This is a genomic window from Streptomyces sp. NPDC037242 (genome assembly GCF_055604165.1).
In genome coordinates, this window is record NZ_JBVJUY010000009.1 from 222,339 (window position 1) to 245,707 (window position 23,369).

Below are 23,369 nucleotides of genomic sequence, written 5' to 3' on the forward strand. Positions count from 1 at the left end.
GGTCAGCCGGTGGCGAGCAGCACAATCGCGAGCAGCGCGCCGGCGAGCGCGGGGGCGATGATCTCGTACGACCACCGGACCCGGACGTCGCCCTGGGCCCCGGCCCGCTTGGCGCCGCGCTCGTGGAGTTCGCGCAGCTCGTCGATGACCCGGTCGGCGCCGGCCCGGCGCGGCTCGGCCTGTGCCTGCGCCTCGCCGCCCTGCGGGGCGGGCGCCGCCATGCCCTTGCCCAGGAGCCCGCCGCGCCGGCTGAACTGCTGACGGTTCGCCTTCTTGCGCTCCCGCAGCGAGACGGGGACGGACCAGAGCTGGTACTTCGACCCCTCGGCCAGCACCTCGGCCGAGTATCCGGCCCGTACGGTGTCGACGGCTGCCCAAGGCAGCTCGATGACCCGGAACGGGTTCCGTACGCGCAGCCGGTCGTCATTGGCGAACACGGCGGGCCGGATCGTGAAGGCCACGGTCAGCGGAACCGTGCACAGCGCGATGGCGAGCGCGACCCACGGCGTATTGCCGGAGCCGCGCACGACGGCGTCCCCGCACAGCCACGCGATGAGCGCGAGCAGCAGCACCCCGGTGACGACGGCCATGGGGGAGCGGTAGACCCGGTCGTCGTAGACCGGCTCGTCGGGGGAGGGCGTAGTCATGGCCCCGATTCTGCCGTACACCCCCACGCCTCACATGACGGCCGTCACGCCCATATGTGCGGAGTGGGGGGTGACAGGCAGCTACGCGCGTAGATATGCTCATGTGGTGACCATGCCCACCACCCTCACCGCATTCGCTGACGTGACGACGTCCGACAGTGCGCTGCGCCGCTTCCTGCACGGGCTGCCCGGCGTCGACGCTGTCGGCCTGGAGGCCCGCGCGGCCTCCCTCGGCACCCGCTCGATCAAGACGACGGCCAAGGCGTACGCCATCGACCTGGCCATCTCGATGATCGACCTGACGACGCTGGAAGGCGCGGACACCCCGGGCAAGGTCCGGGCGCTCTCCGCCAAGGCCGTCAATCCCGATCCGACCGACCGCACCACGCCCATGACCGCCGCCGTCTGCGTGTACCCCGACATGGTGGCCACCGCCAAGGCCGCCCTGAACGGCGCCGACGTGAAGGTGGCCTCCGTCGCGACGGCGTTCCCCGCCGGCCGCGCCGCCCTCCCCGTCAAGCTCGCGGACACGGCCGACGCCGTGGCCGCAGGTGCCGACGAGATCGACATGGTCATCGACCGTGGTGCCTTCCTCGCCGGCCGTTACCTGGACACGTACGAGCTGATCAGGGCCGTCAAGGAGGCGTGCGTCCGCCCCGACGGCACCGCCGCCCGGCTCAAGGTCATCTTCGAGACCGGCGAGCTGTCCACCTACGACAACATCCGTCGGGCCTCCTGGATCGGCATGCTCGCGGGCGCCGACTTCATCAAGACCTCCACCGGCAAGGTGGGGGTGAACGCCACCCCCGCCAACACCCTGCTCATGCTCGAAGCCGTCCGCGACTTCAAGGAGCAGACTGGAATCCAGATCGGCGTGAAGCCGGCCGGCGGCATCCGCACCACCAAGGACGCCATCAAGTTCCTGGTCCTGGTCAACGAGACCGCGGGCGAGGACTGGCTGAGCAACCACTGGTTCCGCTTCGGCGCCTCCAGCCTGCTCAACGACCTGCTGATGCAGCGGCAGAAGCTGAGCACCGGCCGTTACTCCGGTCCCGACTACGTGACGGTGGACTGATCACCATGGCATCCCTCTTCGAGTACGCACCGGCTCCCGAGTCCCGCTCGGTCGTCGACATCGCCCCCTCCTACGGGCTCTTCATCGACGGCGAGTTCACCGACGCCGCCGACGGCAAGGTCTTCAAGACCGTCTCGCCGAGCAGCGAGGAGGTGCTGGCCGAGGTCGCCCAGGCCGGCGCCGCCGATGTCGACCGCGCCGTGAAGGCCGCCCGCAAGGCCTTCGAGAAGTGGTCCGCGCTGCCCGGCTCCGAGCGCGCCAAGTACCTCTTCCGCATCGCCCGGATCATCCAGGAGCGCAGCCGCGAGCTCGCCGTCCTGGAGACGCTGGACAACGGCAAGCCGATCAAGGAGACGCGCGACGCGGACCTCCCGCTCGTCGCCGCGCACTTCTTCTACTACGCCGGCTGGGCCGACAAGCTCGACCACGCCGGCTACGGACCGAACCCGCGCCCGCTGGGCGTGGCCGGCCAGGTCATCCCGTGGAACTTCCCGCTCCTGATGCTCGCGTGGAAGATCGCCCCGGCGCTCGCCACCGGCAACACGGTCGTGCTGAAGCCTGCCGAGACCACCCCGCTCTCCGCCCTGTTCTTCGCGGACATCTGCCGCCAGGCGGGCCTGCCCAAGGGCGTCGTCAACATCCTCACGGGCTACGGGGACGCGGGCGCGGCCCTCGTCGAGCACCCGGACGTCAACAAGGTCGCCTTCACCGGCTCGACCGCCGTGGGCAAGAAGATCGCCCGCCACGTCGCCGGCACCGACAAGAAGGTCACCCTGGAGCTGGGCGGCAAGGGCGCCAACATCGTCTTCGACGACGCCCCCATCGACCAGGCCGTCGAGGGAATCGTCACCGGCATCTTCTTCAACCAGGGCCAGGTCTGCTGCGCGGGCTCGCGCCTGCTGGTCCAGGAGTCGATCCACGACGAGCTCCTCGACTCGCTCAAGCGCCGCCTCTCCACGCTGCGCCTGGGCGACCCGCTGGACAAGAACACCGACATCGGCGCGATCAACTCCGCCGAGCAGCTCGCCCGGATCACCGCGCTCGCGGAGACCGGCGAGGCCGAGGGCGCCGAGCGCTGGTCCCCGGCGTGCGAGCTGCCGTCCGCCGGCTACTGGTTCGCCCCGACGCTCTTCACGAACGTCACCCAGGCGCACACCGTCGCCCGCGACGAGATCTTCGGCCCGGTGCTGTCCGTACTGACCTTCCGTACGCCCGACGAGGCCGTCGCCAAGGCCAACAACAGCCAGTACGGCCTGTCCGCCGGCATCTGGACGGAGAAGGGCTCGCGCATCCTCGCGGTCGCGAGCAAGCTCCGCGCGGGTGTGGTGTGGGCCAACACGTTCAACAAGTTCGACCCGACCTCGCCCTTCGGCGGCTACAAGGAGTCGGGCTTCGGCCGCGAGGGCGGCCGCCACGGCCTGGAGGGCTACCTCGATGTCTGAGTCGATGACCCGTCTGAACGTCTTCAAGACCTACAAGCTGTACGTCGGGGGCAAGTTCCCCCGCTCCGAGAGCGGCCGGGTGTACGAGGTGACGGACTCCAAGGGCAACTGGCTGGCCAACGCGCCGCTGTCCTCCCGCAAGGACGCGCGTGACGCGGTCGTCGCGGCCCGCAAGGCGTTCGGCGGCTGGTCGGGCGCGACCGCGTACAACCGCGGGCAGATCCTCTACCGCGTCGCCGAGATGCTGGAGGGCCGCCGCGAGCAGTTCGTCCGCGAGGTCGGCGAGGCCGAGGGCCTGTCCAAGTCCAAGGCCGGCGCCGTCGTCGACGCGGCCATCGACCGCTGGGTCTGGTACGCGGGCTGGACCGACAAGATCGGCCAGATCACGGGCGGGGCCAACCCGGTCGCGGGCCCGTTCTTCAACCTCTCCACCCCCGAGCCCACGGGCGTCGTGACCGTGGTCGCCCCCCAGGGGTCCTCGTTCCTGGGCCTGGTCTCGGTGATCGCCCCGGTGATCGCGACGGGCAACACGGCCGTGGTCATCGCCAGCGAGAAGTTCCCGCTGCCCGCCCTGTCCCTGGGAGAGGTGCTCGCCACCTCCGACCTGCCGGGCGGCGTGGTCAACATCCTGTCCGGCAAGGCCGCCGAGATGGGCCCGCACCTGGCGTCCCACCAGGACGTCAACGCGATCGACCTGGCGGGCGCGGACTCCGCGCTGGCCAAGGAGCTGGAGATCGCGGCCGCGGACAACCTCAAGCGCGTGCTGCGTCCACAGCCTGTGGACGACTGGAGCGCGGACCCGGGCACCTCGCGCATGACGGCGTTCCTGGAGACCAAGACCGTCTGGCACCCCACGGGTTCGCTGGGCGCGGGCGGCTCGTCCTACTAGGACCGGCCCCCTTCCGAGAACCGGCCCCGGCAGCGTCCCCCGCACTGCCGGGGCCTTCCCGTACCCGTTCGCCGGCCCGCTCCCCGGCGGTCTACTTCTTGGGCAGGACCGGCCCGAGCAGCGAGGTCACGGCGGCCGTGGGCAGCTCGCCGACCGAGGAACCCCTGGTCAGGCTGCCGGTGACCATGCTGGTGCCGACCGAGGGGAAGTCCGCGATCTTGGTCGCGATGCCGTTGTCCAGCGGGTCCACGCCGGTGTTGGCCAGCGGATTCACCTTGAGGTTGGCGATCGGGTCGGCGACCCCGGCCAGGGCCGCCGGGACCGAGAGCTCGCCCGCCTGGGCGCCGCCGGCCGCCATCGCCAGGGCCGCGCCGGCCATGGAGAGGGTCAGCCCGGCGCTGCGGAGCCGCTTCGGTGGGGTGGGAGCTGCGTGACGTGCCATGGGTTCCCGCCTGTGGTCGTAGTCGCGTGCACACACAGCGTAGCGGCGGCGGGTGGCCGGATTCCAACCGGCGGTGCACGCGGGCGGTGTGAGGGTTCTCGCAGGCGGTGTCGACGGTGTGTTGATACGCCGGGTAATGCCTCACACTGGTGTCCCGTGAGCAGTTCCTCTCCCTTGCCTACGCGTGTCGCCCTGCTGACCGGCCCCTCGGGGTCCGGCAAGTCCTCCCTGGCGGCGCGGTCCGGTCTTCCCGTACTGCGCCTGGACGACTTCTACAAGGAAGCGGGCGACCCGACCCTGCCGCTGGTCGCGGGCAGCTCCGACATCGACTGGGACTCCCCGCTGTCCTGGGACGCGGACGCCGCCGTCGCCGCCGTCGCGGAGCTGTGCGCGGTGGGCCGTACGGAAGTCCCCGTGTACGACATCGCCAGCAGCTCCCGCACGGGCGCCGAGGCGCTGGACATCTCCAGGACCCCGCTGTTCATCGCCGAGGGCATCTTCGCGGCGGACATCGCTGCGCGCTGCCAGGAGCTCGGGCTGCTGGCCGACGCGATCTGCCTGCGCGGCCGCCCCTCGACGACCTTCCGCCGACGCCTCGCGCGGGACCTGCGCGAGGGCCGCAAGTCGGTGCTGTTCCTGCTGCGCAGGGGCTGGCGGCTGATGCGCGCCGAGCGCGGCATCGTGGCCCGCCACGTCGCCCTCGGCGCCCACGCCTGCGGCCGCGACGAGGCCCTCGGCCGGCTGGCCGCCGCCGCGGCCGGCCGCCACCGCGCGGCCGCCCCCGCGTAACCCGCGCACGCGAAAAGGCGGGACCAAGCGGACCCCCGGCCGCCTGATCCCGCCTCTTCCCCCCGCGGCCCCCGCCCCACCCCCGTAGGACGGGCCCCCTGGCCCCATGGTCTGTGTGCCGCCGCTTAGGCGACGAGCTCCTCGAAGGACTCCGCCTCGTCACGGCCGAAGCTCAGCGCCTCGTCGTCCCGCAGCCGCCGCAGCGTCCGCCAGATGCTCGACTTCACGGTGCCGACGCTGATGTCCAGGATCTCCGCGATCTCCGGGTCCGTACGGCCCTCGTAGTACCGCAGCACCAGCATCGTGCGCTGCGGCTCCGGAATGCGGGACAGCGCCTGCCACAGCACCGCGCGCAGCTCGGTGCCGCGCATCGCGTCCGTGTCCGAGGCCGTCTCCGGCAGTTCCTCCGTCGGGTACTCGTTCAGCTTCCGCCGACGCCACGCACTGATGTGCAGGTTCGTCATCGTGCGCCGCAGGTAACCGCCCACGGCCGCCTTGTCGCTGATCCGGTCCCACGCCCGGTACGTCGAGAACAACGCGCTCTGCAGCAGGTCCTCGGCCTCGTAGCGGTCGCCGGTCAGGTGGAAGGCCGTCGCGTAGAGCGCGGCCCGCCGTTCCTGGACGTACGCCGTGAACTCCGCCTCCGAGGCGGCGGAGGGCGAGGTGCGCTGCGCGGGAACCGTCGCCGGCTGCTGGTACGTGTTCGCGTCGATGGCCACCACGTGCGCCGGCCGCGGACGGGCGACCGTCACCGTACGGACACCTGCCCGGCGGTTCACATCGTGCAGCCGCGTGACAACCGCGCTGGTCGTGGTGCTGTGCAGCGTGTTCATCTCGCGCCCCCCGTCGTGGAGTCTGCTTCGGTCCGTTGTCTCGATGACAAAAGACTGCCCGCCCGACATAACCGGGGTGTCCTTCGACTGTCACAGGCCTGTCACAGCGACCCGGGACACGGCCCGCCGCGGCCCCGCCACGATCCGCGCCGCACGACGGTCGAAGTCCCGAGGGCCGATGGGACAGAATGAGCCCGTGCCTTTCCTGTTGCTGATCGAGGACGACGACGCCATCCGCACGGCCCTCGAACTCTCCCTGTCACGCCAGGGCCACCGTGTGGCCACCGCGGCGACGGGTGAGGACGGCCTGAAACTGCTGCGCGAGCAGCGGCCGGACCTGATCGTGCTCGACGTCATGCTGCCCGGGATCGACGGTTTCGAGGTGTGCCGGCGCATCCGCCGCACCGACCAGCTGCCGATCATCCTGCTCACCGCGCGGAGCGACGACATCGATGTCGTCGTCGGCCTGGAGTCCGGAGCGGACGACTACGTCGTCAAGCCCGTGCAGGGCCGGGTGCTCGACGCCCGCATCCGGGCCGTGCTGCGCCGCGGCGAGCGCGAGGCGAGCGACTCCGCCGTCTTCGGCTCCCTGGTCATCGACCGGGCCGCCATGACGGTCACCAAGAACGGTGAGGACCTCCAGCTCACCCCGACCGAGCTGCGGCTGCTGCTGGAGCTCAGCCGGCGGCCCGGCCAGGCGCTCTCGCGCCAGCAACTGCTGCGGCTGGTGTGGGAGCACGACTACCTCGGGGACTCCCGCCTCGTCGACGCCTGCGTACAGCGTCTGCGCGCCAAGGTGGAGGAAGTGCCCTCGTCGCCGACCCTGATCCGTACGGTCCGCGGCGTCGGCTACCGGCTGGACTCCCCGCAGTGATCAAAGCCCTGTTCGCGGGCCGGCGCTGGACCAGCCTGCGGCTGCGGCTCCTCGTGGTGTTCGCGCTGGTCGCGCTGACGGCCGCGGTCTCCGCCTCCGGCATCGCGTACTGGCTCAACCGCGAGGCCGTGCTGACCCGGACCCAGGACGCCGCCCTCGGCGACTTCCGGCAGGAGATGCAGAACCGCGCCGCGGCCCTGCCCGGGGACCCGACCCAGGAGGAGATGCAGCGCACCGCCGAACTGATGGCGGGCAGCAGCCCCGGGTACAGCGTGCTGCTGGTGCAGGAGCGCAAGGACGGCCGCAAGGTGTTCGGGGCGGCGGGCCCCGACGCCTTCGGGCTGGGCGACGTACCCAAGTCCCTCCAGCACGCGGTGAACGACCGGCAGAAGACGACGGCCGCCAACGACGCCGAGTACCACATGTACTGGCAGCGGACGAAGCCGAAGGGCAACCCGTACCTGGTCGGCGGCACCCGCATCGTCGGCGGCGGGCCGACCGGCTACATGTACAAGTCGCTGGCCACGGAGCGGGACGACCTCAACGCCCTCGGCTGGTCCCTGACCATCGCGACCTGCCTGGCGCTGCTCGGGTCCGCGCTGCTGGCGCAGGCCGCGGCCCGTACCGTGCTCAAGCCCGTACAGCGCCTCGGCGATGCGGCCCGGCGCCTCGGCGAGGGCGAGCTGGACCACCGGCTCGACGTGTCGGGCACCGACGAACTGGCGGACCTGTCGCACACCTTCAACAAGACGGCCGAGGCGCTGGAGAAGAAGGTCGCCGACATGAGCGCCCGGGAGGAGTCCAGCCGGCGGTTCGTCGCGGACATGTCCCACGAACTGCGCACGCCGCTGACGGCGTTGACGGCCGTGGCCGAGGTGCTGGAGGAGGAGGTCGACGACCTCGACCCGATGATCGCGCCCGCGGTGGCGCTGGTCGTCAGCGAGACGCGCCGCCTCAACGACCTGGTGGAGAACCTGATGGAGGTCACCCGCTTCGACGCGGGCACGGCCCGGCTGGTGCTGGACGACGTCGACGTCGCCGACCAGGTCACGGCCTGCATCGACGCCCGGGCCTGGCTCGACGCCGTCGAACTCGACGCCGAGCGCGGGATCGTGGCGCGGCTCGACCCGCGGCGGCTCGACGTCATCCTGGCCAACCTGATCGGCAACGCCCTCAAGCACGGCGGATCGCCGGTACGGGTCTCCGTACGGGTGGAGGGGGACTGGCTGGTCATCGCGGTCAAGGACAACGGCCCCGGCATCCCGGAGGCCGTCCTGCCGCACGTCTTCGACCGCTTCTACAAGGCCAGCGCGTCGCGCCCGAAGTCCGACGGGAGCGGGCTCGGCCTGTCCATCGCGATGGAGAACGCGCACATCCACGGTGGTGACATCAGCGCCGCCAACGCGGCGGACGGCGGGGCGCTGTTCACGCTGCGCCTTCCGGTGGACGTGGGGAAGGTGATCGCGGGTGAAGACGCGTAGACGGGCCGCGGTGCTGCTGGCCGTGTCCGCGGTGGCCTCGGTCTCCGCGCTGTGCGGGTGCGGGATCCGTGCCACCGCCGTGCCGGTGGACGTGGGTGCGGCGCCCTCGCGGGTGTCGTGCGACACCCCGGCGCAGCCGACGGGCGGGGTGAGCGGGGTCCAGGGGTTCCGGGCCACGATCGCACTGGTCTGCGGATCGCAGCTGGTGGGGGTGGAGCGGCTGGTCCCGGTGCCCGAGAAGCGGCCCGTGCGCGAGCCCGTGGGCCTGGTGGCGCAGGCCCTGCTGGAGGCGCTGCAGAAGCCGCCGTCGGAGCAGGAGCGGGACGCGGGCTTCACGACAGGTGTCCCCGAGGGGCTCACGGCCGTGTCCCCGCGTCCGGGCGACCCGGCGGGTGCGGTGCGGCTCAGCCGCAAGCCGGAGGACCTGCCGCCGGTGGCCCTGTCGCAGATCGTGTGCACGCTGTCGGACAGCGACGCGGTGTCGGCGGGCCCGGGCCCGGTGGTCCTCGGCGGCCCGGACGCGGACCCGCCGCGGGCGTGGGAGTGCACCGACGCCGTCCGCTCCCGCCCGGAGTCGGTCCCCACCCTGGGCGACGTGGTCCGCACCCCGTCCCCGACCCCCGCCCCGTCCCGCACCTGACGTGCGAAGGCCCCCCGAGCGGTGCTCGGGGGCCGATGGCGGGTAGCGGGCGAGCAAGATCAATCCGTTCGAGCCAAAGGCCGGGCTGCGGACGTGCGTGCTCCGGTACGGGGGGTTACCGGGGGCTTCCCTTTCCCCGTAACCGGTCCCCGCGAAAAGCGGAGGCAATGGGGCCCGTCGGCTTCAGGCCAGGGCGGTTGCCGGACGACTGAATTCCTGATGCCTGAGTTCGTCATGCCTGCCTATGGTCCGATCGGCTTCCCGGAGTCGGGTGAAACGATCGAAAGTGACGATATTCAGATGGATGCGCCGTCCGTGGTGGCCGAACTCGATGCGAGGCCAAGACTGTTCACGACGTCGTGGTGGTGGCGTTGGGCGCTCGGCACCTGCTTTGCGCGTATTACGGAGCCGATGGCGACACTGGCGCTCATCAGCCTGGGAACCTATGTCAGCGGGTACGCGTACGGCGCGTTCCTGGTGAGCGTCTATGTGCTCACGGGCGCCCTGACGGCCACCGCCTCGGGAAAGGCGATCGACCGCGCCAGGAATCCACGGCAAATGGTCATGATCATGACTGTTTCGTCATTTCTCCTGCATGTGGCCCTGGCGCTCGCCGGGACGTGGCGACTCTCATCGGTCGTGATTACCGCGACCACTGCGCTGTGCGCCGCGCTACCGGGCGGTCTGCCGGGCCTGTCGCGCTCGGTACTCGTCAAGTACGCCGATGCGCGCGTGATGAAGACGGCGCTCTCCTGGGACTCGATCATGACGGAAGTGGGCTGGATCCTCGGCCCCGTGGCGATCGCCGGCCTGAGCCTGTCCGGTCTCCCGTGGGTCGAGGTCGTGGCCATGGCCGTCACGTTCCTCGGGGTCTCCCTCTTCCTCGGTCCGCTGGTCGCGGGCGCGCCCGCACAGGCGCGACCGCAGCACGAGGAGGCCGCATCCGCATCCGGGTCCCTGTGGTCGTACCGCTTGGCGCGACCCAGTCTGATCGACTCGATCTCGGTCGGCATGGCGGTGACGGGAATCGTGTCGGCGCTGCCCATCCTGCTCTCGCGGGCCGGGGCGTCGTCCTCGTGGTCCGGAATCCTGGTCAGCGTGCTGGCCGGCACGGGCATCGCCGGAACGCTCTGCTACGGGAAGGCGGCCGGCCGGATCACGGCGCACATCACCGTTCAGTCGTTCATCACGCTCTTCGGTGTGATCGCCTCCGTCGTCGGTCTGGCGTTCTCCGACAGTCCGATGTGGATGGCTGTCTGGGTCGGGATATCGGGGTTCTTCATCACCCCATTCAACACGCAGCGGTCGATAAGCCTTGAGGCGAGCATCCCGGCCGCACTGCACACGCAGGGGTTTTCTGCGCAGTTCGCGCTGTTCGGACTGGGGTCGGCGATCAGTGCTGGAATGCTCGCGCTGATCAGCGATGTCCCGTCGGCGCTGCTCGCCATCGGAGTGATCAGCCTTTCGATTTCGGCGGCCACAAATGCCGCTGTGCGCAAAGAGATTGTCGCGAGTATGAACGATCAGGCGAGGAAATAAATGCACCGGTACGGTACGCAAGACGTGAACGGTCGCGGCCATCTGGAGATCGGCGGATGCGACGCCCTGGACCTGGCGGAACAATACGGGACTCCGGTCTACGTGATCGACGAGGCGGCCGTTCGCGCCCGATGCCGCAGCTATGTCGAAGCGTTCGGCTCGGAATGGCCCTTCATCGACGTCGCCTACGCCTCGAAGGCATTCCTGGTGGGCGAGATGGTCCGGCTCGCAGTGGACGAGGGCCTCAGCCTCGACGTCGTATCGGCCGGCGAGCTGCGCCTCGCGCTCTGGGCCGGCGCGGCACCCTCGAAGATCACGTTCCACGGCAACTACAAGACGCGGGAGGACATCGAGCTGGCGGTCCGCAGCCGGGTCCGGTCCCTGGTGGTCGACTGCACGGACGAGGTCGACGTCATCGACCACTACGCCCGGGAACACGACCACGTCCAGGCCGTGGACATCCGTCTGAACCTGGGCATCGACATCAACACCGATCCCAAGTACACGACGGGCAGCCTGGAGTCGAAGTTCGGGCTCCAGACGCGGAACGGCGACGCGGCCGCCGTCATCGAGAAGATCCTCCGGTCCGGCGCGCTCCGGCTGCGCGGCCTGCACTTCCACCTCGGTGCGCAGGTGCTGGACACGAAATATCACCGACAGGCGCTGCACGACGTGGGCGAATTCATTCGGACGGTCGGCGCCAGCGTCTCGTGGAAGCCGGAAAGCATCACGATCGGGGGTGGTATGGGGGTCAATTACGACGGAATCTCGACCCCGCCCACTCCCGCGGAATGGGCTCGGGACGTCGTCTCCGTGTTCGCCCGGCAGGTGGCCCCCCACTGCGCCGAGAACGTGGTGCTCGGCATCGAGCCGGGCAGGTCGATCATCGCCGAGGGCGGGACGACGCTGTACACCGTCGGTCCGACGAAGAAGAGCGGAACACGTCGGCTGGTAGCCGTCGACGGCGGTCTGTCGGACAACCCGCGCCCGATCATGTACCAGTCGGTGCACAACGTCGTCCTCGCGTCGAATCCCGAACTGGTGGGTGCGCGACTCCACGAGTCGAGGATCTTCGGGCGGCACTGCGAGACGGACAAGCTGATCGACAGCGTGATGCTGCCCGAATTGCCGCCCGGCGAGGTCCTGGCCGTCCAGTGCACCGGGGCGTACACCCACTCGATGTTCAATCAGCACAACCGGTTCGACAAGCCGCCCGTCGTCTTCGTCAGGGCCGGTGAATCCCGGCTCGTTGTCCGCAGGGAAACATTCGCGGACACCATCCTGACGGAGATCCAGGGCGCAACAGCCAATTCTTCTGATAGGTACGTGGAGAACTAGTGCGTTTCGCTGTCGCAATCCCAGTTTCGCCGGCCATGACCGAGTCCCTGGCCGACGACGGCGTCCAATGCCGTTCAGATCTGCACAGGGCGGACGACCTCACGCTCGCTGCCGCCCTCGGCGAACTCCGCCCGAATGCGCTCATCACCGACCGCCCGATCGGCCGCGAAGTCCTGCGCCTCTGGCGTGAGGCGATGCCCGATGAGCCGATCGCCCTGATCCGGCTCTCCGCATCCCACGGCGCGCTCAAGCGTCTTCCGACCATGCACGCGCGACCGACATCGGCGATCCTTCCGTACCGCATTCCGATGTACACCGTTCCGCGGCAGCCCGGCACCGAGAACTCCGCCGACGAGGACGCGAGCGTAGGGGAGGCGCTCGCCGTCGCCGAACGGTTCGCCCAGGACCGGGAACCCACCACTGAGCTGCCCCGGTTATCGCGGCGCCCGGCGGGCTCGGCACCCGCCCGTCGGCGGGAGTCGGTCCTGGTGATCGGCGGTGGCGTCGTGAACCTGATGACCGCCCGCGCGCTCCACACCGAGGGCTACGAGGTCACGATCGTCGACGCGGCGCCGGACCCGCGAGCCGATCGGCCCTGGTCGGAATACGGCACGTCGCGCGGCGGCGGCAACGCACGCATGTTCACCTACACCGAAATGGACGACTACCACGCGAAGTCGGCCGACGAGCTGGAGTGCATGACGGTCTTCGACCGCCCGCCGGCCCAACTCGGCTGGGACGTCCGCCGCTACGACACCGAGGCGGACCGGCAGTGGGTGCAGGACTTCCAGCGCGTCCAGCCCTGGCTGGCAAAGGCCTACAACGGTGACATCCTCGGGCTGAACAGGAGGAGCGGGGAACTGTGGCAGGCCTGGCTGTCCACGCAGCCGCAACTGTTCGACCAGGTGGAACTGCGCCACGACATCCTGCGCCTCTATCAGGACCCGGCGCAGCTGGCGGCCGCCCGGTACCGACAGGCGGCGATAGGCGCCACCGTCGCCTCCTGCACCCCCGCCGAGGTCCGTGAGAGGTTCCCGGCACTGGCACCTGCCGCCCCGCAGGCCTTCGCCGGCGGCATCGTCGTCGAAGGCTTCACCGTCAACGTCCACGACTTCATGGCCCGCCTGCTCGACTCCATGGAGGCCGGCGGCGTGGGCATGCGCTTCGGGCTGCGCGTCGAAGAGGTCATGCGGGACGAGAGCTCCGCGGTGACCGGTGTGCTGACCGCCGACGGCCCGCTGGTCTGCGACCACTACGTGGTGTCGCCCGGCGTCGACAACGACTCGCTGCGCCGCCAGATCCCCTCCCTGCGGCAGGTCCATGGGGTCCTCGGCTGCTGGGCCACCATTCCCAACGGCACCCCCAGGCTCGAACACTCACTGAAGGTGGCGCGGCGCGGCCACATAGCGGAGGACGCGAACGTCACCGTGGGCCGTGACGAATTCGGAGAGGACGTGCTCATGGTCGGCTCCGGCTACGGCTGGACCGGAAGCGACCCGCACAACATCGACGAGCGGAAGCTCGAGGACATTCACGCCGCCATCGCCGATACGGTGCGGATCCTCTTCCCCGAGGCCTACGAGAGCGTCGGCGGCCGGGACGGGCTGCGCCGTACGCAGAAGCACTGCGTACGGCCCTGGACCGCCTCGAACCTCGGAATCTTCGACATCGGCGCCGCGAGCAACGGGGCGTTCGTCGTCTCGGCAGGGCACAACACCGGTGGTTTCGCCCAGGCGCCCGTCATCGCCGAAGCGGTCGTGCAGGCGGTGCAGGGGACCCGGCACCCCATGCACACGCTCTACCATCCGCTCCGGACGCAGCGCACGGTCAACGCGATGGCCGGGCTCGGCGGTACGCCGTAGCACCCAGTCCTTGACGCGCGAAGGCCCCCCGAGCAGGTGCTCGGGGGGCCTTCGCGGACCTGCCGGGAGGATCAGATGCCGGCCGCGGTCGAGAGGTCCTTCTTGATCGCGTCCAGGACTTCCTGGCCGCGGGTGCGGGCCGGGGCCAGGTCCGAGGCCTCCGCCACCGGGACCACGACCTCCAGGTAGCACTTCAGCTTCGGCTCCGTGCCCGACGGGCGGACGATGACCCGGGCCTTGTAGTCCCCGTCGAGGTAGTACCGCAGGCCGTCCGTCGGCGGGAGCGCGGCCGAACCGACCGACAGGTCCTCCGCCGAGACGACCCGCAGGCCCGCCAGCGAGACCGGGGGCTGCGCGCGCAGCGCCGCCATCGCCGAGGCGATGACCGACAGGTCCGAGACGCGGACCGACAGCTGGTCCGTGGCGTGCAGCCCGTGGGCCATGGCCAGGTCGTCCAGCAGGTCGGTCAGGGTGCGGCCCTGCTCCTTCAGCTCGGAGGCCAGCTCCGCCACCAGCAGGGCGGCGGTGATGCCGTCCTTGTCGCGGACGCCCTCGGGGTCCACGCAGTAGCCGAGCGCCTCCTCGTAGCCGTAGCGCAGGCCCTCGACGCGGGAGATCCACTTGAAGCCCGTGAGGGTCTCCTCGTAGCCCACGCCCGCCGCCTCCGCGATCCGGCCCAGGAGGGAGGAGGAGACGATGGACTCGGCGAAGACGCCCTGCGCACCCTTGTGCACCAGGTGGGCGGCCAGCAGCGCGCCGACCTCGTCGCCGCGCAGCATCCGCCAGCCGGAGGCGGCAGTGCCCTCGCCGGAGTCGCTGGGGACGGCCACCGCGCAGCGGTCGGCGTCCGGGTCGTTCGCGATGACGATGTCCGGGTTCACCCGGGCGGCCGTCGCGAAGGACAGGTCCATCGCGCCGGGCTCCTCCGGGTTGGGGAAGGCCACCGTCGGGAAGGCCGGGTCCGGCTCGGCCTGCTCGGCGACGAGCACCGGCTCCGGGAAGCCGGCGCGGGCGAAGGCCGCCAGGACGACGTCCTTGCCGACGCCGTGCATGGCCGTGTAGACGGTGCGCACGCCCCGGGGGGAGCCCGGGGTCAGGACGGCGTCCGTGCGCGCCAGGTAGGCCTCCAGGACCTCGTCACCGAGGTCCTCCCAGCCGGAGTCGGGGCGCGGGACGTCGGCCAGGGCCGCGATCCGGTCGATCTCCGCCGCGATCTCGGCGTCCGCCGGGGACACGATCTGCGAGCCGTCGCCGAGGTAGACCTTGTAGCCGTTGTCCCGGGGCGGGTTGTGGCTCGCGGTCACCTCGACGCCGGCGACGGCGCCCAGGTGCCGTATGGCGTACGCGAGGACGGGCGTCGGCAGCGGGCGGGGCAGGACGGCCGCGCGCAGTCCCGCGCCGGTCATCACGGCGGCGGTGTCGCGCGCGAAGTCCGCCGACTTGTAGCGGGCGTCGTAGCCGACGACGACCAGGCCGCCGGCGTGGCCCTGGGCCTTCAGGTAGGCCGCCAGGCCCGCCGCGGCCCGGATGACCACGGCGCGGTTCATCCGCATCGGGCCGGCGCCGAGCTCGCCGCGCAGTCCGGCGGTGCCGAACTGGAGCATCCCGGAGAACCGGTCCGCGAGCTCGGCGGTGTCGCCGGCCTCGATGAGCTTGCCGAGCTCCTCGGCCGTCTCCCGGTCGGGGTCCTCGGCCAGCCAGGCCTGGGCCCGGGTGATCAGGTCGTCCTGTGCCTGTTCCTGCACTACTTCCGCCTTACCTCTCGTATGTCGGTCAGATGCGGGCGAGGACCTGGGTCAGCAGCGTGCCCATGCGCGCGGCCGAGTCGCGGCCGGCCTGGAGCACCTCCTCGTGGTTCAGCGGCTCGCCGGAGAGGCCCGCCGCCAGGTTGGTGACCAGGGAGATGCCGAGCACCTCGGCGCCGGCCTCACGGGCGGCGATGGCCTCCAGCACGGTGGACATGCCGACCAGGTCGGCGCCCATCACGCGGATCATGTTGATCTCGGCCGGGGTCTCGTAGTGCGGGCCGGGGAACTGGACGTAGACGCCCTCTTCGAGGGTCTCGTCGATCTCCTTGCACATCGCGCGCAGGCGCGGCGAGTACAGGTCGGTGAGGTCCACGAAGTTCGCGCCGACGATCGGCGAGGTGGCCGTCAGGTTGAGGTGGTCGCTGATCAGTACGGGCTGGCCGGGCTTCATGCCCTCGCGCAGGCCGCCGCAGCCGTTGGTCAGGACGACGGTCTTGCAGCCGGCGGCGACGGCGGTGCGGACACCGTGGGCGACGGCGGCGACGCCGCGGCCCTCGTAGTAGTGGGTCCGGCCGAGGAAGACCAGCGCGCGCTTGTCGCCGATCTTGTACGAGCGGACCTTGCCGCCGTGGCCCTCGACGGCGGCGGGCGGGAAGCCGGGCAGCTCGGTGACGAGGAACTCGGCCTCGGGGGCGCCGAGCGCCTCCGCGGCGGGGGCCCAGCCGGAGCCCATCACGAGGGCGACATCGTGGGTCTCGGCGCCGGTCAGCTCGCGCAGACGGGCGGCTGCGGCGTCGGCGGCGGCGAAGGGGTCGGTAACAGATGCGTTCACGCGGACGAGCGTAGCCGCTCAATCCCTACGCGCGTAGATGGCACAGCTCACGGTGTTCGGATCGTTGCCTTGTCGTTTCCGCCGAAACGTCCCCGACGCGCGTTTCCGGCACGCTCCGCCGCCGGGCCGGCGGCGGAGCCCGGCGCGCGTCAGGAAGGGGTCAGCACGGTCGCTTGCGCAGTTCCATCACGTAGTCGTGCGGAGCGCCCGCGGACTCGGCCGCGTCGGCGATCTCGCCCAGGTAGCGCGCGGACGGCAGGCCGCCCTCGTAGCCGTTCAGGACGTACACCCAGGCGGCTTCCTCGCCGTCCAGCGTGTGCACCCGCACCCGCATGCGGCGGTAGATGTCGAGCCCGACGCCCTCCCACCGGTCCATGGAGTCCTCGTCCAGTGGGGCGATGTCGTACAGGGCGACGAACACCTGGTGGCGCGGGGCTTCGACGATCGTGGCGAGTGCGCCCTCCCAGCCCATCTGCTCGCCGCCGAAGGTCAGCCGCCAGTCGTTGATCCAGCCCGTGCCGCGCAGCGGCGAATGCGGAGCGCGGCGCGTCATCAGCCGCGGGTCGAGGTTGCCGGCGTACGCGGCGTAGAGCGACATGAGGTCGAGGGTACGGGAGGGGCGGCCCGGGCCGCGTGCCCGGATGGCGGGACCGGGCGCGAAGCACCTTGATGCGTGCGGGACAATGGGGCACGGAATGCATCCCCCGGGGAGACCCCCCGGAACCCCGGCCGGGGCGGCAGCCGGCCGGGTAGACGTGAGGCGGACTTTTCGTGACCCGGATCGTGATCATCGGCGGCGGACCCGGCGGGTATGAGGCGGCCCTCGTGGGGGCACAGCTCGGCGCGGAGGTGACCGTCGTGGACTGTGACGGCCTCGGCGGCGCTTCGGTCCTGACCGACTGCGTACCCTCCAAGACCCTCATCGCGACCGCCGAGGTCATGACGACCTTCGACTCGTCGTACGAGGAACTCGGCATCGTCGTCGCGGACGACACCCCGCACATCGAGCAGGCCGCGCGCGTGGTCGGCGTCGACCTCGGCAAGGTGAACCGGCGCGTCAAGCGCCTCGCGCTCGCCCAGTCCCACGACATCACCGCCTCCGTCACCCGGGCCGGCGCCCGCGTCGTACGGGGGCGCGGCAAGCTCGGCGGACCGCAGGGCATCGACGGCACGCGGGACGTCATCGTCACCGCCGCCGACGGCTCCGAGACGATCCTGACCGCCGACGCCGTGCTGATCGCCACCGGCGGCACCCCGCGCGAGATCCCGGACGCGATGCCCGACGGCGAGCGGATCCTGAACTGGACCCAGGTCTACGACCTGGAGGAGCTCCCCGAGGAGCTCATCGTGGTCGGCTCCGGTGTGACCGGCGCCGAGTTCGCCGGCGCCTACCAGGCCCTCGGCTCCCGGGTCACGCTGGTCTCCTCCCGCGACCGCGTGCTGCCCGGCGAGGACCCGGACGCGGCCGCCGTGCTGGAGGACGTGTTCCGCCGCCGCGGCATGAACGTCATCGGGCGCTCGCGCGCCGAGTCCGCCAAGCGCGTCGGCGACCGCGTCGAGGTCACCCTCTCCGACGGGCGGGTCATCTCCGGCACCCACTGCCTGATGGCCGTCGGCGCCATCCCGAACACCAAGAACATGAACCTGGAGGAGTCCGGGGTCCGGCTCAAGGAGTCCGGGCACATCTGGACCGACAAGGTCTCGCGCACCTCGACGCCCGGCGTGTACGCCGCCGGCGACGTGACGGGCATCTTCGCCCTCGCCTCCGTCGCGGCCATGCAGGGCCGTATCGCGATGTACCACTTCCTGGGCGACGCGGTGGCCCCGCTGAACCTCAAGACGGTGTCCTCGAACGTCTTCACCGACCCGGAGATCGCCACCGTCGGCTACACGCAGGCCGACGTCGACTCCGGCAAGATCGACGCCCGGGTCGTGAAGCTGCCGCTGCTGCGCAACCCGCGCGCCAAGATGCAGGGCATCCGCGACGGCTTCGTGAAGCTGTTCTGCCGCCCGGGCACCGGGATCGTGGTGGGCGGCGTGGTCGTCTCGCCCCGGGCGAGCGAGCTGATCCACCCGATCTCGATCGCCGTCGACAACAACCTGACGGTCGAGCAGATCGCAAACGCGTTCACCGTGTACCCCTCGCTGTCCGGATCGATCGCCGAGGTGGCGCGCCAGCTGCACACGCGGAAGGCCGCCGGGGAGGCCTGAGCCCGGCCAACCGCCGTGTGCCGCAAGGGGTTTGAGGTGGGGCGGCGACCCGTGGTGTGAAGTTCACGCGGTCGCCCGACCCCGTATACCACTAGTCGCCTCACCTTATGGACAACTTCGGTATTCCGGCGTAAAGAGCTGAAAGCAGACGGTCGTTGGGGTTACTGTCAGTTTCGTGTTCGCTGCAGAACGTCGCCAATTGATCCTCGAAATGGTGCGGGCCAACGGAGCGGTATCGCTCCGGGAGCTCGCCCGCGTCGTCCAGACCTCCGAAGTGACCGTACGGCGAGACGTGCGGGCACTGGAGGCCGAAGGACTCCTCGACCGCCGACACGGCGGTGCGGTATTGCCGGGCGGTTTCACGCGGGAGTCCGGCTTTCCGCAAAAGTCCCATCTCGCGACGGCGGAGAAGACCGCCATTGCCGATGTCGCGGCCGGCCTCGTCGAAGAAGGCGAGGCCGTCGTCGTCGGCGCGGGCACCACGACCCAGGAGCTGGCGCGCCGGCTCGCCCGGGTGCCCGGCCTGACCGTCGTCACCAACTCGCTGCTCGTCGCCCAGGCGCTGGCCCATGCCAACCGGGTGGAGGTGGTGATGACCGGCGGCACCCTGCGCGGGTCCAACTACGCCCTCGTGGGGAGCGGTGCCGAGCAGTCCCTCCAGGGGCTGCGGGTCTCGCGGGCCTTCCTGTCGGGCAGCGGGCTGACCGCCGAGCGCGGGCTGTCCACGTCCAACATGCTCTCCGCGAGCGTGGACCGGGCGCTGGTGCAGGCGGCGGCGGAGGTGGTGGTGCTGGCCGACCACACGAAGCTCGGGACGGACACGATGTTCCAGACCGTGCCGACCGACGTCATCACCCGGCTGGTGACCGACGAGCCGCCCGCGCACGACGACCGGGCGGCGACGGAGCTCCAGGCACTGGCCGACCAGGGCGTGCAGATCACCGTGGCCGGGGCGGCCGCCTCCGGCGGTGGCGAGGGGATGGCCGGGCGTCGCCCGCGCCGGGACTCCCCGCTGCCGGTCCAGCGCCGCGGCGGGCCGACGGCGCAACTGCGCAGCGCGGGTCCGCTGCACGAGCCGCCACCGGGCGAGCGGGTCCGCGTGGCGGACATGCGCCGCCGCTAGCGGCGCGGGCCGCCACGGGGCTGCGCCGCGCAGGCACACAGCCACGCCGGCACGCCGGCACGCAAAAACGGGGCCCCGGGGCGGTGAGCCCCGGGACCCCGTTCAGCGGACGTCAGTCCTTGATCTCACAGATCGTCGCGCCCGCCGTCAGCGAGGCACCTACCTCCGCCGAGAGGCCGACGATCGTGCCCGTGCGGTGGGCGTTGAGCGGCTGCTCCATCTTCATGGCCTCCAGGACGACGATCAGGTCGCCCTCGTTGACCTGCTGGCCCTCCTCGACCGCGACCTTGACGATCGTGCCCTGCATCGGGGACGCGAGGGTGTCGCCGGAGGCGGCCGGGCCCGACTTCTTCGCCGCGCGGCGCTTCGGCTTCGCGCCGCCCGCCGCCGCCGTGCGGGCCAGGGTCATGCCCAGCGAGGACGGGAGCGAGACCTCCAGGCGCTTGCCGCCGACCTCGACGACCACCGTCTCGCGGCCCGGCTCGTCCTCGATCTCGTCCGCGGCGGGGACCACGAACGCCGGGATCTCGTTGACGAACTCGGTCTCGATCCAGCGGGTGTAGACCGTGAACGGGTTGCCGTCGGCCGGGGCGAACGCCGGGTCCGCGACGACCGCGCGGTGGAACGGGATGGCCGTGGCCATGCCCTCCACCTCGAACTCGGCCAGCGCACGCGCCGCCCGCTGCAGGGCCTGCTCGCGCGTAGCACCCGTAATGATCAGCTTGGCGAGCAGGGAGTCCCAGGCCGGGCCGATGACCGAGCCGGACTCGACGCCCGCGTCGAGGCGGACGCCCGGACCGGTCGGCGGGGCGAACTTGGTGACCGTGCCGGGGGCCGGCAGGAAGCCGCGGCCCGGGTCCTCGCCGTTGATGCGGAACTCGATGGAGTGGCCGCGCAGGACCGGGTCCCCGTAACCGAGCTCCTCGCCGTCGGCGATGCGGAACATCTCGCGGACCAGGTCGATGCCGGTGACCTCTTCGGTGACCGGGTGCTCGACCTGCAGACGGGTGTTGACCTCCAGGAAGGAGATCAGGCCGTCCGCGGAGACCAGGAACTCGACCGTGCCGGCGCCGACGTAGCCGGCCTCCTTCAGGATCGCCTTCGAGGCGGCGTACAGCTCGGCGTTCTGGGCCTCGCTCAGGAACGGCGCGGGGGCCTCCTCCACCAGCTTCTGGTGGCGGCGCTGGAGCGAGCAGTCACGGGTGGAGACGACGACCACGTTGCCGTGGGAGTCGGCGAGGCACTGGGTCTCGACGTGCCGCGGCTTGTCGAGGTAGCGCTCGACGAAGCACTCGCCGCGGCCGAAGGCGGCGACCGCCTCGCGGACGGCGGACTCGTAGAGCTCCGGGACCTCTTCGAGGTTCCGGGCGACCTTCAGGCCGCGACCGCCACCGCCGAAGGCGGCCTTGATCGCGATCGGCAGGCCGTGCTCCTTGGCGAACTCGACGACCTCGTCCGCCCCGGAGACCGGGTCGGGCGTGCCGGCCACGAGCGGCGCACCGGCGCGCTGCGCGATGTGGCGGGCGGCGACCTTGTCGCCGAGGTCGCGGATGGCCTGCGGCGGCGGTCCGATCCAGATCAGGCCCGCGTCGATGACGGCCTGCGCGAAGTCGGCGTTCTCGGAGAGGAAGCCGTATCCGGGATGGATGGCGTCCGCGCCGGAGTCGGCGGCGGCCTGCAGGACCTTGGAGATGTCCAAGTAGCTGGCGGCCGGGGTGTCACCGCCCAACGCGAAAGCTTCGTCGGCCGCGCGGACGTGCAGAGCGTCCCGGTCCGGGTCGGCGTAGACGGCTACGCTCGCGATCCCGGCATCCCGGCAGGCCCGAGCAACGCGGACTGCGATTTCGCCACGGTTGGCGATGAGCACCTTGCGCACGATGGCTCCCTCCTTGAAACAAGCTGAGTTTAGGGACAGCCCACACGGCCTTTCGACCCTTCTCCAGAGGTGACCTTGCCCACACGGAGTGTGATTCGAGTCCACCTCGAGCCGAAAAAACCCAAGTGGCGCCCCAGGCCAGGGGGATCCCCGACTGCACAGTAACCCTGTCGTGCACCCAAGGTCTCTGTGCGGCCGGTCAGCGGCCCCGGGTGATTCTTTGTCGAGTCCCTACGAACGGCCCACACATTCCTTGCGCAGCCGGTGCACGGGAGCCCTACCGTAACGAAGCTGCCCCGACCCCTTGTCCGCGGGTTTACCCGTTAGTAGCCTCCAGGCGTCGAACAGGCTTGTGCTTGTGGGGGGTGGGGGCGTCGTGGGTGTGGGTGTCGTGCTGCGCAGACTCGTGGCCGCAGTGGCCGGAATCGCACTGTTGGCCGAAGCGGCGGTGCTCGTTTTCGTCCACATCGTCCTCGGGCGGACCACGCACAACCAGTCGATGTCCATAGCGGGCATGGATCCGGATGTCATGTCCAAGGCAACGTACGCAATGGGGGCGGGCATGGGCGCCTTCCTCCTGCTCTGCGCCGCCCTCCTCGCCGTCGCCGCGATCCGCGACCGGGCCCCCGGCCGCTTCGCCCGCGTCGTCCTCGTCGGCGCCGCCGTGACCCACGGGCTGCTCGGCTCCATCGCAGTGGGCCTCTTCGGCTGGATGGTCTTCACCGCGCTGATGGCGATGCTCTGCCTGCTCGTACTGAGCCTGATGCTCTACGCGGCCAAGGGCGCCGGGGACGGCGAGGACGGCGGCGCGGCCGCCCCGCAGAGGGGTCTCACGCCCACAAGTCCGTGATGGACACGCCCAGTTCCGCGAGCAGGGAGCGGAGCAGCGGCATCGAGATCCCGATCACATTGCCGTGGTCCCCGTCGATGCCCTCGATGAACGGGGCCGACAGCCCGTCCAGGGTGAAGGCGCCCGCCACGTGCAGCGGCTCCCCGCTCGCCACGTACGCCGCCACCTCCGCGTCCGTCGGCTCGCCGAAGCGGACGGTCGTGGAAGCCGTGGCCGAAACCTGACGTCCGGTGGCCGTGTCGATCACGCAGTGCCCGGTGCGCAGTACGCCGGCCCGCCCGCGCATCGACTTCCAGCGGGCCGTGGCCTCCTCGGCGTCCGCCGGCTTGCCCAGCGCCTCGCCGTCCAGCTCCAGCACCGAGTCGCAGCCGACCACCAGGGCGCCCGCGGCCTCCTCCAGGGCCGCCACGACGCCCGCCTTGGCCTCCGCCAGGGCGAGGGCCAGGTCGGCCGGGTTGTCGTGGTTCAACGTGTCCTCGTCGAAGCCGCTGACGATCACGTGCGGGGCGAGCCCGGCCTGGCGCAGCAGGTTCAGCCGGGCGGGCGAGGCGGAGGCGAGGACGAGGGCGTGGCGGGTTTCGACAGTCATGCCCGCCATCGTAGGGGCGGGCCGGAACGCGTCCTAGAAGCCGCCCACGCCCAGGACGTAGACCACGACGAGCATCGCGATGACGACCACGACGGTCATCCGCCGGAGCATCGCCTGGACGTCGCGCATGTCCTTGGGCGGCTCGTCCTTCGGGTCTGACCAGAGCATGCTCCGATCCTGTCCCGGAGACGGGTGTGGGGGGGGGGGGGGGGGGGGGGGGGGGGGGGGGGGGGGGGGGGGGGGGGGGGGGGGGGGGGGGGGGGGGGGGGGGGGGGGGGGGGGGGGGGGG

The 23,369-nt window shown here is 71.1% G+C and carries 22 protein-coding genes; 13 read left to right on the plus strand and 9 right to left on the minus strand.

Features of this window, described 5'->3' with window-relative positions:
* Positions 1 to 2 precede the first annotated feature (2 nt).
* Positions 3 to 647, minus strand: coding sequence for a PH domain-containing protein (locus ACZ7GJ_RS13880; protein ID WP_470751553.1), 645 nt, complete (start codon positions 645 to 647; stop codon positions 3 to 5).
* Between the two features lie 112 nt (positions 648 to 759).
* Here ACZ7GJ_RS13880 and deoC point away from each other — a divergent pair, with 112 nt between their 5' ends.
* From deoC to ACZ7GJ_RS13895, 3 genes are read left to right on the plus strand one after another with little or no spacing between them, the layout of a single operon-like run.
* Positions 760 to 1,722, plus strand: coding sequence for a deoxyribose-phosphate aldolase (gene deoC / locus ACZ7GJ_RS13885; protein ID WP_470751589.1), 963 nt, complete (start codon positions 760 to 762; stop codon positions 1,720 to 1,722).
* Between the two features lie 5 nt (positions 1,723 to 1,727).
* The gene (locus ACZ7GJ_RS13890; protein ID WP_470751554.1) at positions 1,728 to 3,164 is read left to right on the plus strand and encodes an aldehyde dehydrogenase family protein; all 1,437 of its coding nucleotides are present in this window, start codon (positions 1,728 to 1,730) and stop codon (positions 3,162 to 3,164) included.
* Positions 3,157 to 4,053 (plus strand): aldehyde dehydrogenase family protein, encoded by an 897-nt coding sequence (locus tag ACZ7GJ_RS13895; RefSeq protein WP_470751555.1) that lies wholly within the window; start codon positions 3,157 to 3,159, stop codon positions 4,051 to 4,053. The genes ACZ7GJ_RS13890 and ACZ7GJ_RS13895 overlap by 8 nt, the downstream gene beginning before the upstream one ends.
* A 91-nt stretch (positions 4,054 to 4,144) precedes the next feature.
* Here ACZ7GJ_RS13895 and ACZ7GJ_RS13900 read toward each other — a convergent pair whose 3' ends face one another.
* A complete protein-coding gene (locus ACZ7GJ_RS13900; protein ID WP_470751557.1) occupies positions 4,145 to 4,495 on the minus strand; it encodes a hypothetical protein in 351 nt (116 codons plus the stop codon).
* A gap of 174 nt (positions 4,496 to 4,669) precedes the next feature.
* On the opposite strand from ACZ7GJ_RS13900, the gene ACZ7GJ_RS13905 reads away from it, so the two are divergent.
* A complete protein-coding gene (locus tag ACZ7GJ_RS13905; RefSeq protein ID WP_470751558.1) occupies positions 4,670 to 5,284 on the plus strand; it encodes an ATP-binding protein in 615 nt (204 codons plus the stop codon).
* A 125-nt stretch (positions 5,285 to 5,409) separates the two neighbouring features.
* Here ACZ7GJ_RS13905 and ACZ7GJ_RS13910 read toward each other — a convergent pair whose 3' ends face one another.
* Positions 5,410 to 6,117, minus strand: coding sequence for a SigE family RNA polymerase sigma factor (locus ACZ7GJ_RS13910; protein ID WP_365917661.1), 708 nt, complete (start codon positions 6,115 to 6,117; stop codon positions 5,410 to 5,412).
* A gap of 196 nt (positions 6,118 to 6,313) precedes the next feature.
* Between ACZ7GJ_RS13910 and afsQ1 the strand changes: the two genes are divergently transcribed.
* The 6 genes from afsQ1 to ACZ7GJ_RS13940 all read left to right on the plus strand — a co-directional run bounded on the left by afsQ1 (position 6,314) and on the right by ACZ7GJ_RS13940 (position 13,851).
* Positions 6,314 to 6,991 (plus strand): two-component system response regulator AfsQ1, encoded by a 678-nt coding sequence (afsQ1, locus tag ACZ7GJ_RS13915; protein ID WP_180291024.1) that lies wholly within the window; start codon positions 6,314 to 6,316, stop codon positions 6,989 to 6,991.
* Entirely contained in the window at positions 6,988 to 8,472 is a 1,485-nt protein-coding gene (locus ACZ7GJ_RS13920; RefSeq protein WP_470751559.1) for a sensor histidine kinase, read from the plus strand. The genes afsQ1 and ACZ7GJ_RS13920 overlap by 4 nt, the downstream gene beginning before the upstream one ends.
* Positions 8,459 to 9,112, plus strand: coding sequence for a GerMN domain-containing protein (locus ACZ7GJ_RS13925; RefSeq protein WP_470751560.1), 654 nt, complete (start codon positions 8,459 to 8,461; stop codon positions 9,110 to 9,112). Before ACZ7GJ_RS13920 ends, ACZ7GJ_RS13925 begins: the two co-directional genes overlap by 14 nt.
* A gap of 219 nt (positions 9,113 to 9,331) precedes the next feature.
* Entirely contained in the window at positions 9,332 to 10,651 is a 1,320-nt protein-coding gene (locus ACZ7GJ_RS13930; RefSeq protein ID WP_470751561.1) for an MFS transporter, read from the plus strand.
* Positions 10,652 to 10,675: 24 nt separating this feature from the next.
* Positions 10,676 to 11,989 (plus strand): diaminopimelate decarboxylase, encoded by a 1,314-nt coding sequence (gene lysA / locus ACZ7GJ_RS13935; RefSeq protein WP_470751562.1) that lies wholly within the window; start codon positions 10,676 to 10,678, stop codon positions 11,987 to 11,989.
* 35 nt (positions 11,990 to 12,024) lie between these two features.
* Positions 12,025 to 13,851 (plus strand): NAD(P)/FAD-dependent oxidoreductase, encoded by a 1,827-nt coding sequence (locus ACZ7GJ_RS13940; protein ID WP_470751563.1) that lies wholly within the window; start codon positions 12,025 to 12,027, stop codon positions 13,849 to 13,851.
* A gap of 71 nt (positions 13,852 to 13,922) precedes the next feature.
* Here ACZ7GJ_RS13940 and ACZ7GJ_RS13945 read toward each other — a convergent pair whose 3' ends face one another.
* The 3 genes from ACZ7GJ_RS13945 to ACZ7GJ_RS13955 all read right to left on the minus strand — a co-directional run bounded on the left by ACZ7GJ_RS13945 (position 13,923) and on the right by ACZ7GJ_RS13955 (position 17,029).
* Positions 13,923 to 15,596, minus strand: coding sequence for a phospho-sugar mutase (locus ACZ7GJ_RS13945; RefSeq protein ID WP_470751564.1), 1,674 nt, complete (start codon positions 15,594 to 15,596; stop codon positions 13,923 to 13,925).
* Between the two features lie 28 nt (positions 15,597 to 15,624).
* Entirely contained in the window at positions 15,625 to 16,431 is an 807-nt protein-coding gene (locus ACZ7GJ_RS13950) for a purine-nucleoside phosphorylase (RefSeq protein WP_365917654.1), read from the minus strand.
* A gap of 160 nt (positions 16,432 to 16,591) precedes the next feature.
* Complete coding sequence (locus ACZ7GJ_RS13955) at positions 16,592 to 17,029, minus strand: gamma-glutamylcyclotransferase family protein (protein WP_069921661.1); 438 nt, start codon at positions 17,027 to 17,029, stop codon at positions 16,592 to 16,594.
* A gap of 173 nt (positions 17,030 to 17,202) precedes the next feature.
* Between ACZ7GJ_RS13955 and ACZ7GJ_RS13960 the strand changes: the two genes are divergently transcribed.
* A complete protein-coding gene (locus ACZ7GJ_RS13960) occupies positions 17,203 to 18,642 on the plus strand; it encodes an NAD(P)H-quinone dehydrogenase (RefSeq protein WP_365917653.1) in 1,440 nt (479 codons plus the stop codon).
* A gap of 175 nt (positions 18,643 to 18,817) precedes the next feature.
* Positions 18,818 to 19,765, plus strand: a complete 948-nt coding sequence (locus ACZ7GJ_RS13965; protein ID WP_470751565.1) for a DeoR/GlpR family DNA-binding transcription regulator — start codon at positions 18,818 to 18,820, stop codon at positions 19,763 to 19,765.
* A 112-nt stretch (positions 19,766 to 19,877) separates the two neighbouring features.
* Here ACZ7GJ_RS13965 and ACZ7GJ_RS13970 read toward each other — a convergent pair whose 3' ends face one another.
* Positions 19,878 to 21,641 (minus strand): acetyl/propionyl/methylcrotonyl-CoA carboxylase subunit alpha, encoded by a 1,764-nt coding sequence (locus ACZ7GJ_RS13970; protein WP_470751567.1) that lies wholly within the window; start codon positions 21,639 to 21,641, stop codon positions 19,878 to 19,880.
* 376 nt (positions 21,642 to 22,017) lie between these two features.
* Between ACZ7GJ_RS13970 and ACZ7GJ_RS13975 the strand changes: the two genes are divergently transcribed.
* Positions 22,018 to 22,491 carry a hypothetical protein gene (locus ACZ7GJ_RS13975; protein ID WP_470751568.1) on the plus strand — a complete coding sequence of 158 codons (474 nt, stop codon included), beginning with the start codon at positions 22,018 to 22,020 and terminating at the stop codon, positions 22,489 to 22,491.
* On the opposite strand, the gene ACZ7GJ_RS13980 is transcribed toward ACZ7GJ_RS13975, so the two are convergent.
* A complete protein-coding gene (locus ACZ7GJ_RS13980; protein ID WP_470751570.1) occupies positions 22,472 to 23,089 on the minus strand; it encodes a Maf family protein in 618 nt (205 codons plus the stop codon). The two genes, ACZ7GJ_RS13975 and ACZ7GJ_RS13980, sit on opposite strands and share 20 nt — an antisense overlap.
* 24 nt (positions 23,090 to 23,113) lie before the next feature.
* Positions 23,114 to 23,248: a morphogenic membrane protein MmpB gene (gene mmpB, locus ACZ7GJ_RS13985; RefSeq protein WP_470751572.1), complete on the minus strand. Its 135-nt coding sequence runs from the start codon at positions 23,246 to 23,248 to the stop codon at positions 23,114 to 23,116.
* Positions 23,249 to 23,369 lie beyond the last annotated feature (121 nt).

Coding starts and splice junctions, on each gene's coding strand:
- ACZ7GJ_RS13880 (WP_470751553.1), bottom strand. CDS start 647: ATGACTACGCCCTCCCCCGACGAGCCGGTCTACGACGACCGGGTCTAC.
- deoC (WP_470751589.1), top strand. CDS start 760: ATGCCCACCACCCTCACCGCATTCGCTGACGTGACGACGTCCGACAGT.
- ACZ7GJ_RS13890 (WP_470751554.1), top strand. CDS start 1,728: ATGGCATCCCTCTTCGAGTACGCACCGGCTCCCGAGTCCCGCTCGGTC.
- ACZ7GJ_RS13895 (WP_470751555.1), top strand. CDS start 3,157: ATGTCTGAGTCGATGACCCGTCTGAACGTCTTCAAGACCTACAAGCTG.
- ACZ7GJ_RS13900 (WP_470751557.1), bottom strand. CDS start 4,495: ATGGCACGTCACGCAGCTCCCACCCCACCGAAGCGGCTCCGCAGCGCC.
- ACZ7GJ_RS13910 (WP_365917661.1), bottom strand. CDS start 6,117: ATGAACACGCTGCACAGCACCACGACCAGCGCGGTTGTCACGCGGCTG.
- ACZ7GJ_RS13930 (WP_470751561.1), top strand. CDS start 9,332: ATGCCTGAGTTCGTCATGCCTGCCTATGGTCCGATCGGCTTCCCGGAG.
- ACZ7GJ_RS13940 (WP_470751563.1), top strand. CDS start 12,025: ATGACCGAGTCCCTGGCCGACGACGGCGTCCAATGCCGTTCAGATCTG.
- ACZ7GJ_RS13955 (WP_069921661.1), bottom strand. CDS start 17,029: ATGTCGCTCTACGCCGCGTACGCCGGCAACCTCGACCCGCGGCTGATG.
- ACZ7GJ_RS13980 (WP_470751570.1), bottom strand. CDS start 23,089: ATGGCGGGCATGACTGTCGAAACCCGCCACGCCCTCGTCCTCGCCTCC.
- mmpB (WP_470751572.1), bottom strand. CDS start 23,248: ATGCTCTGGTCAGACCCGAAGGACGAGCCGCCCAAGGACATGCGCGAC.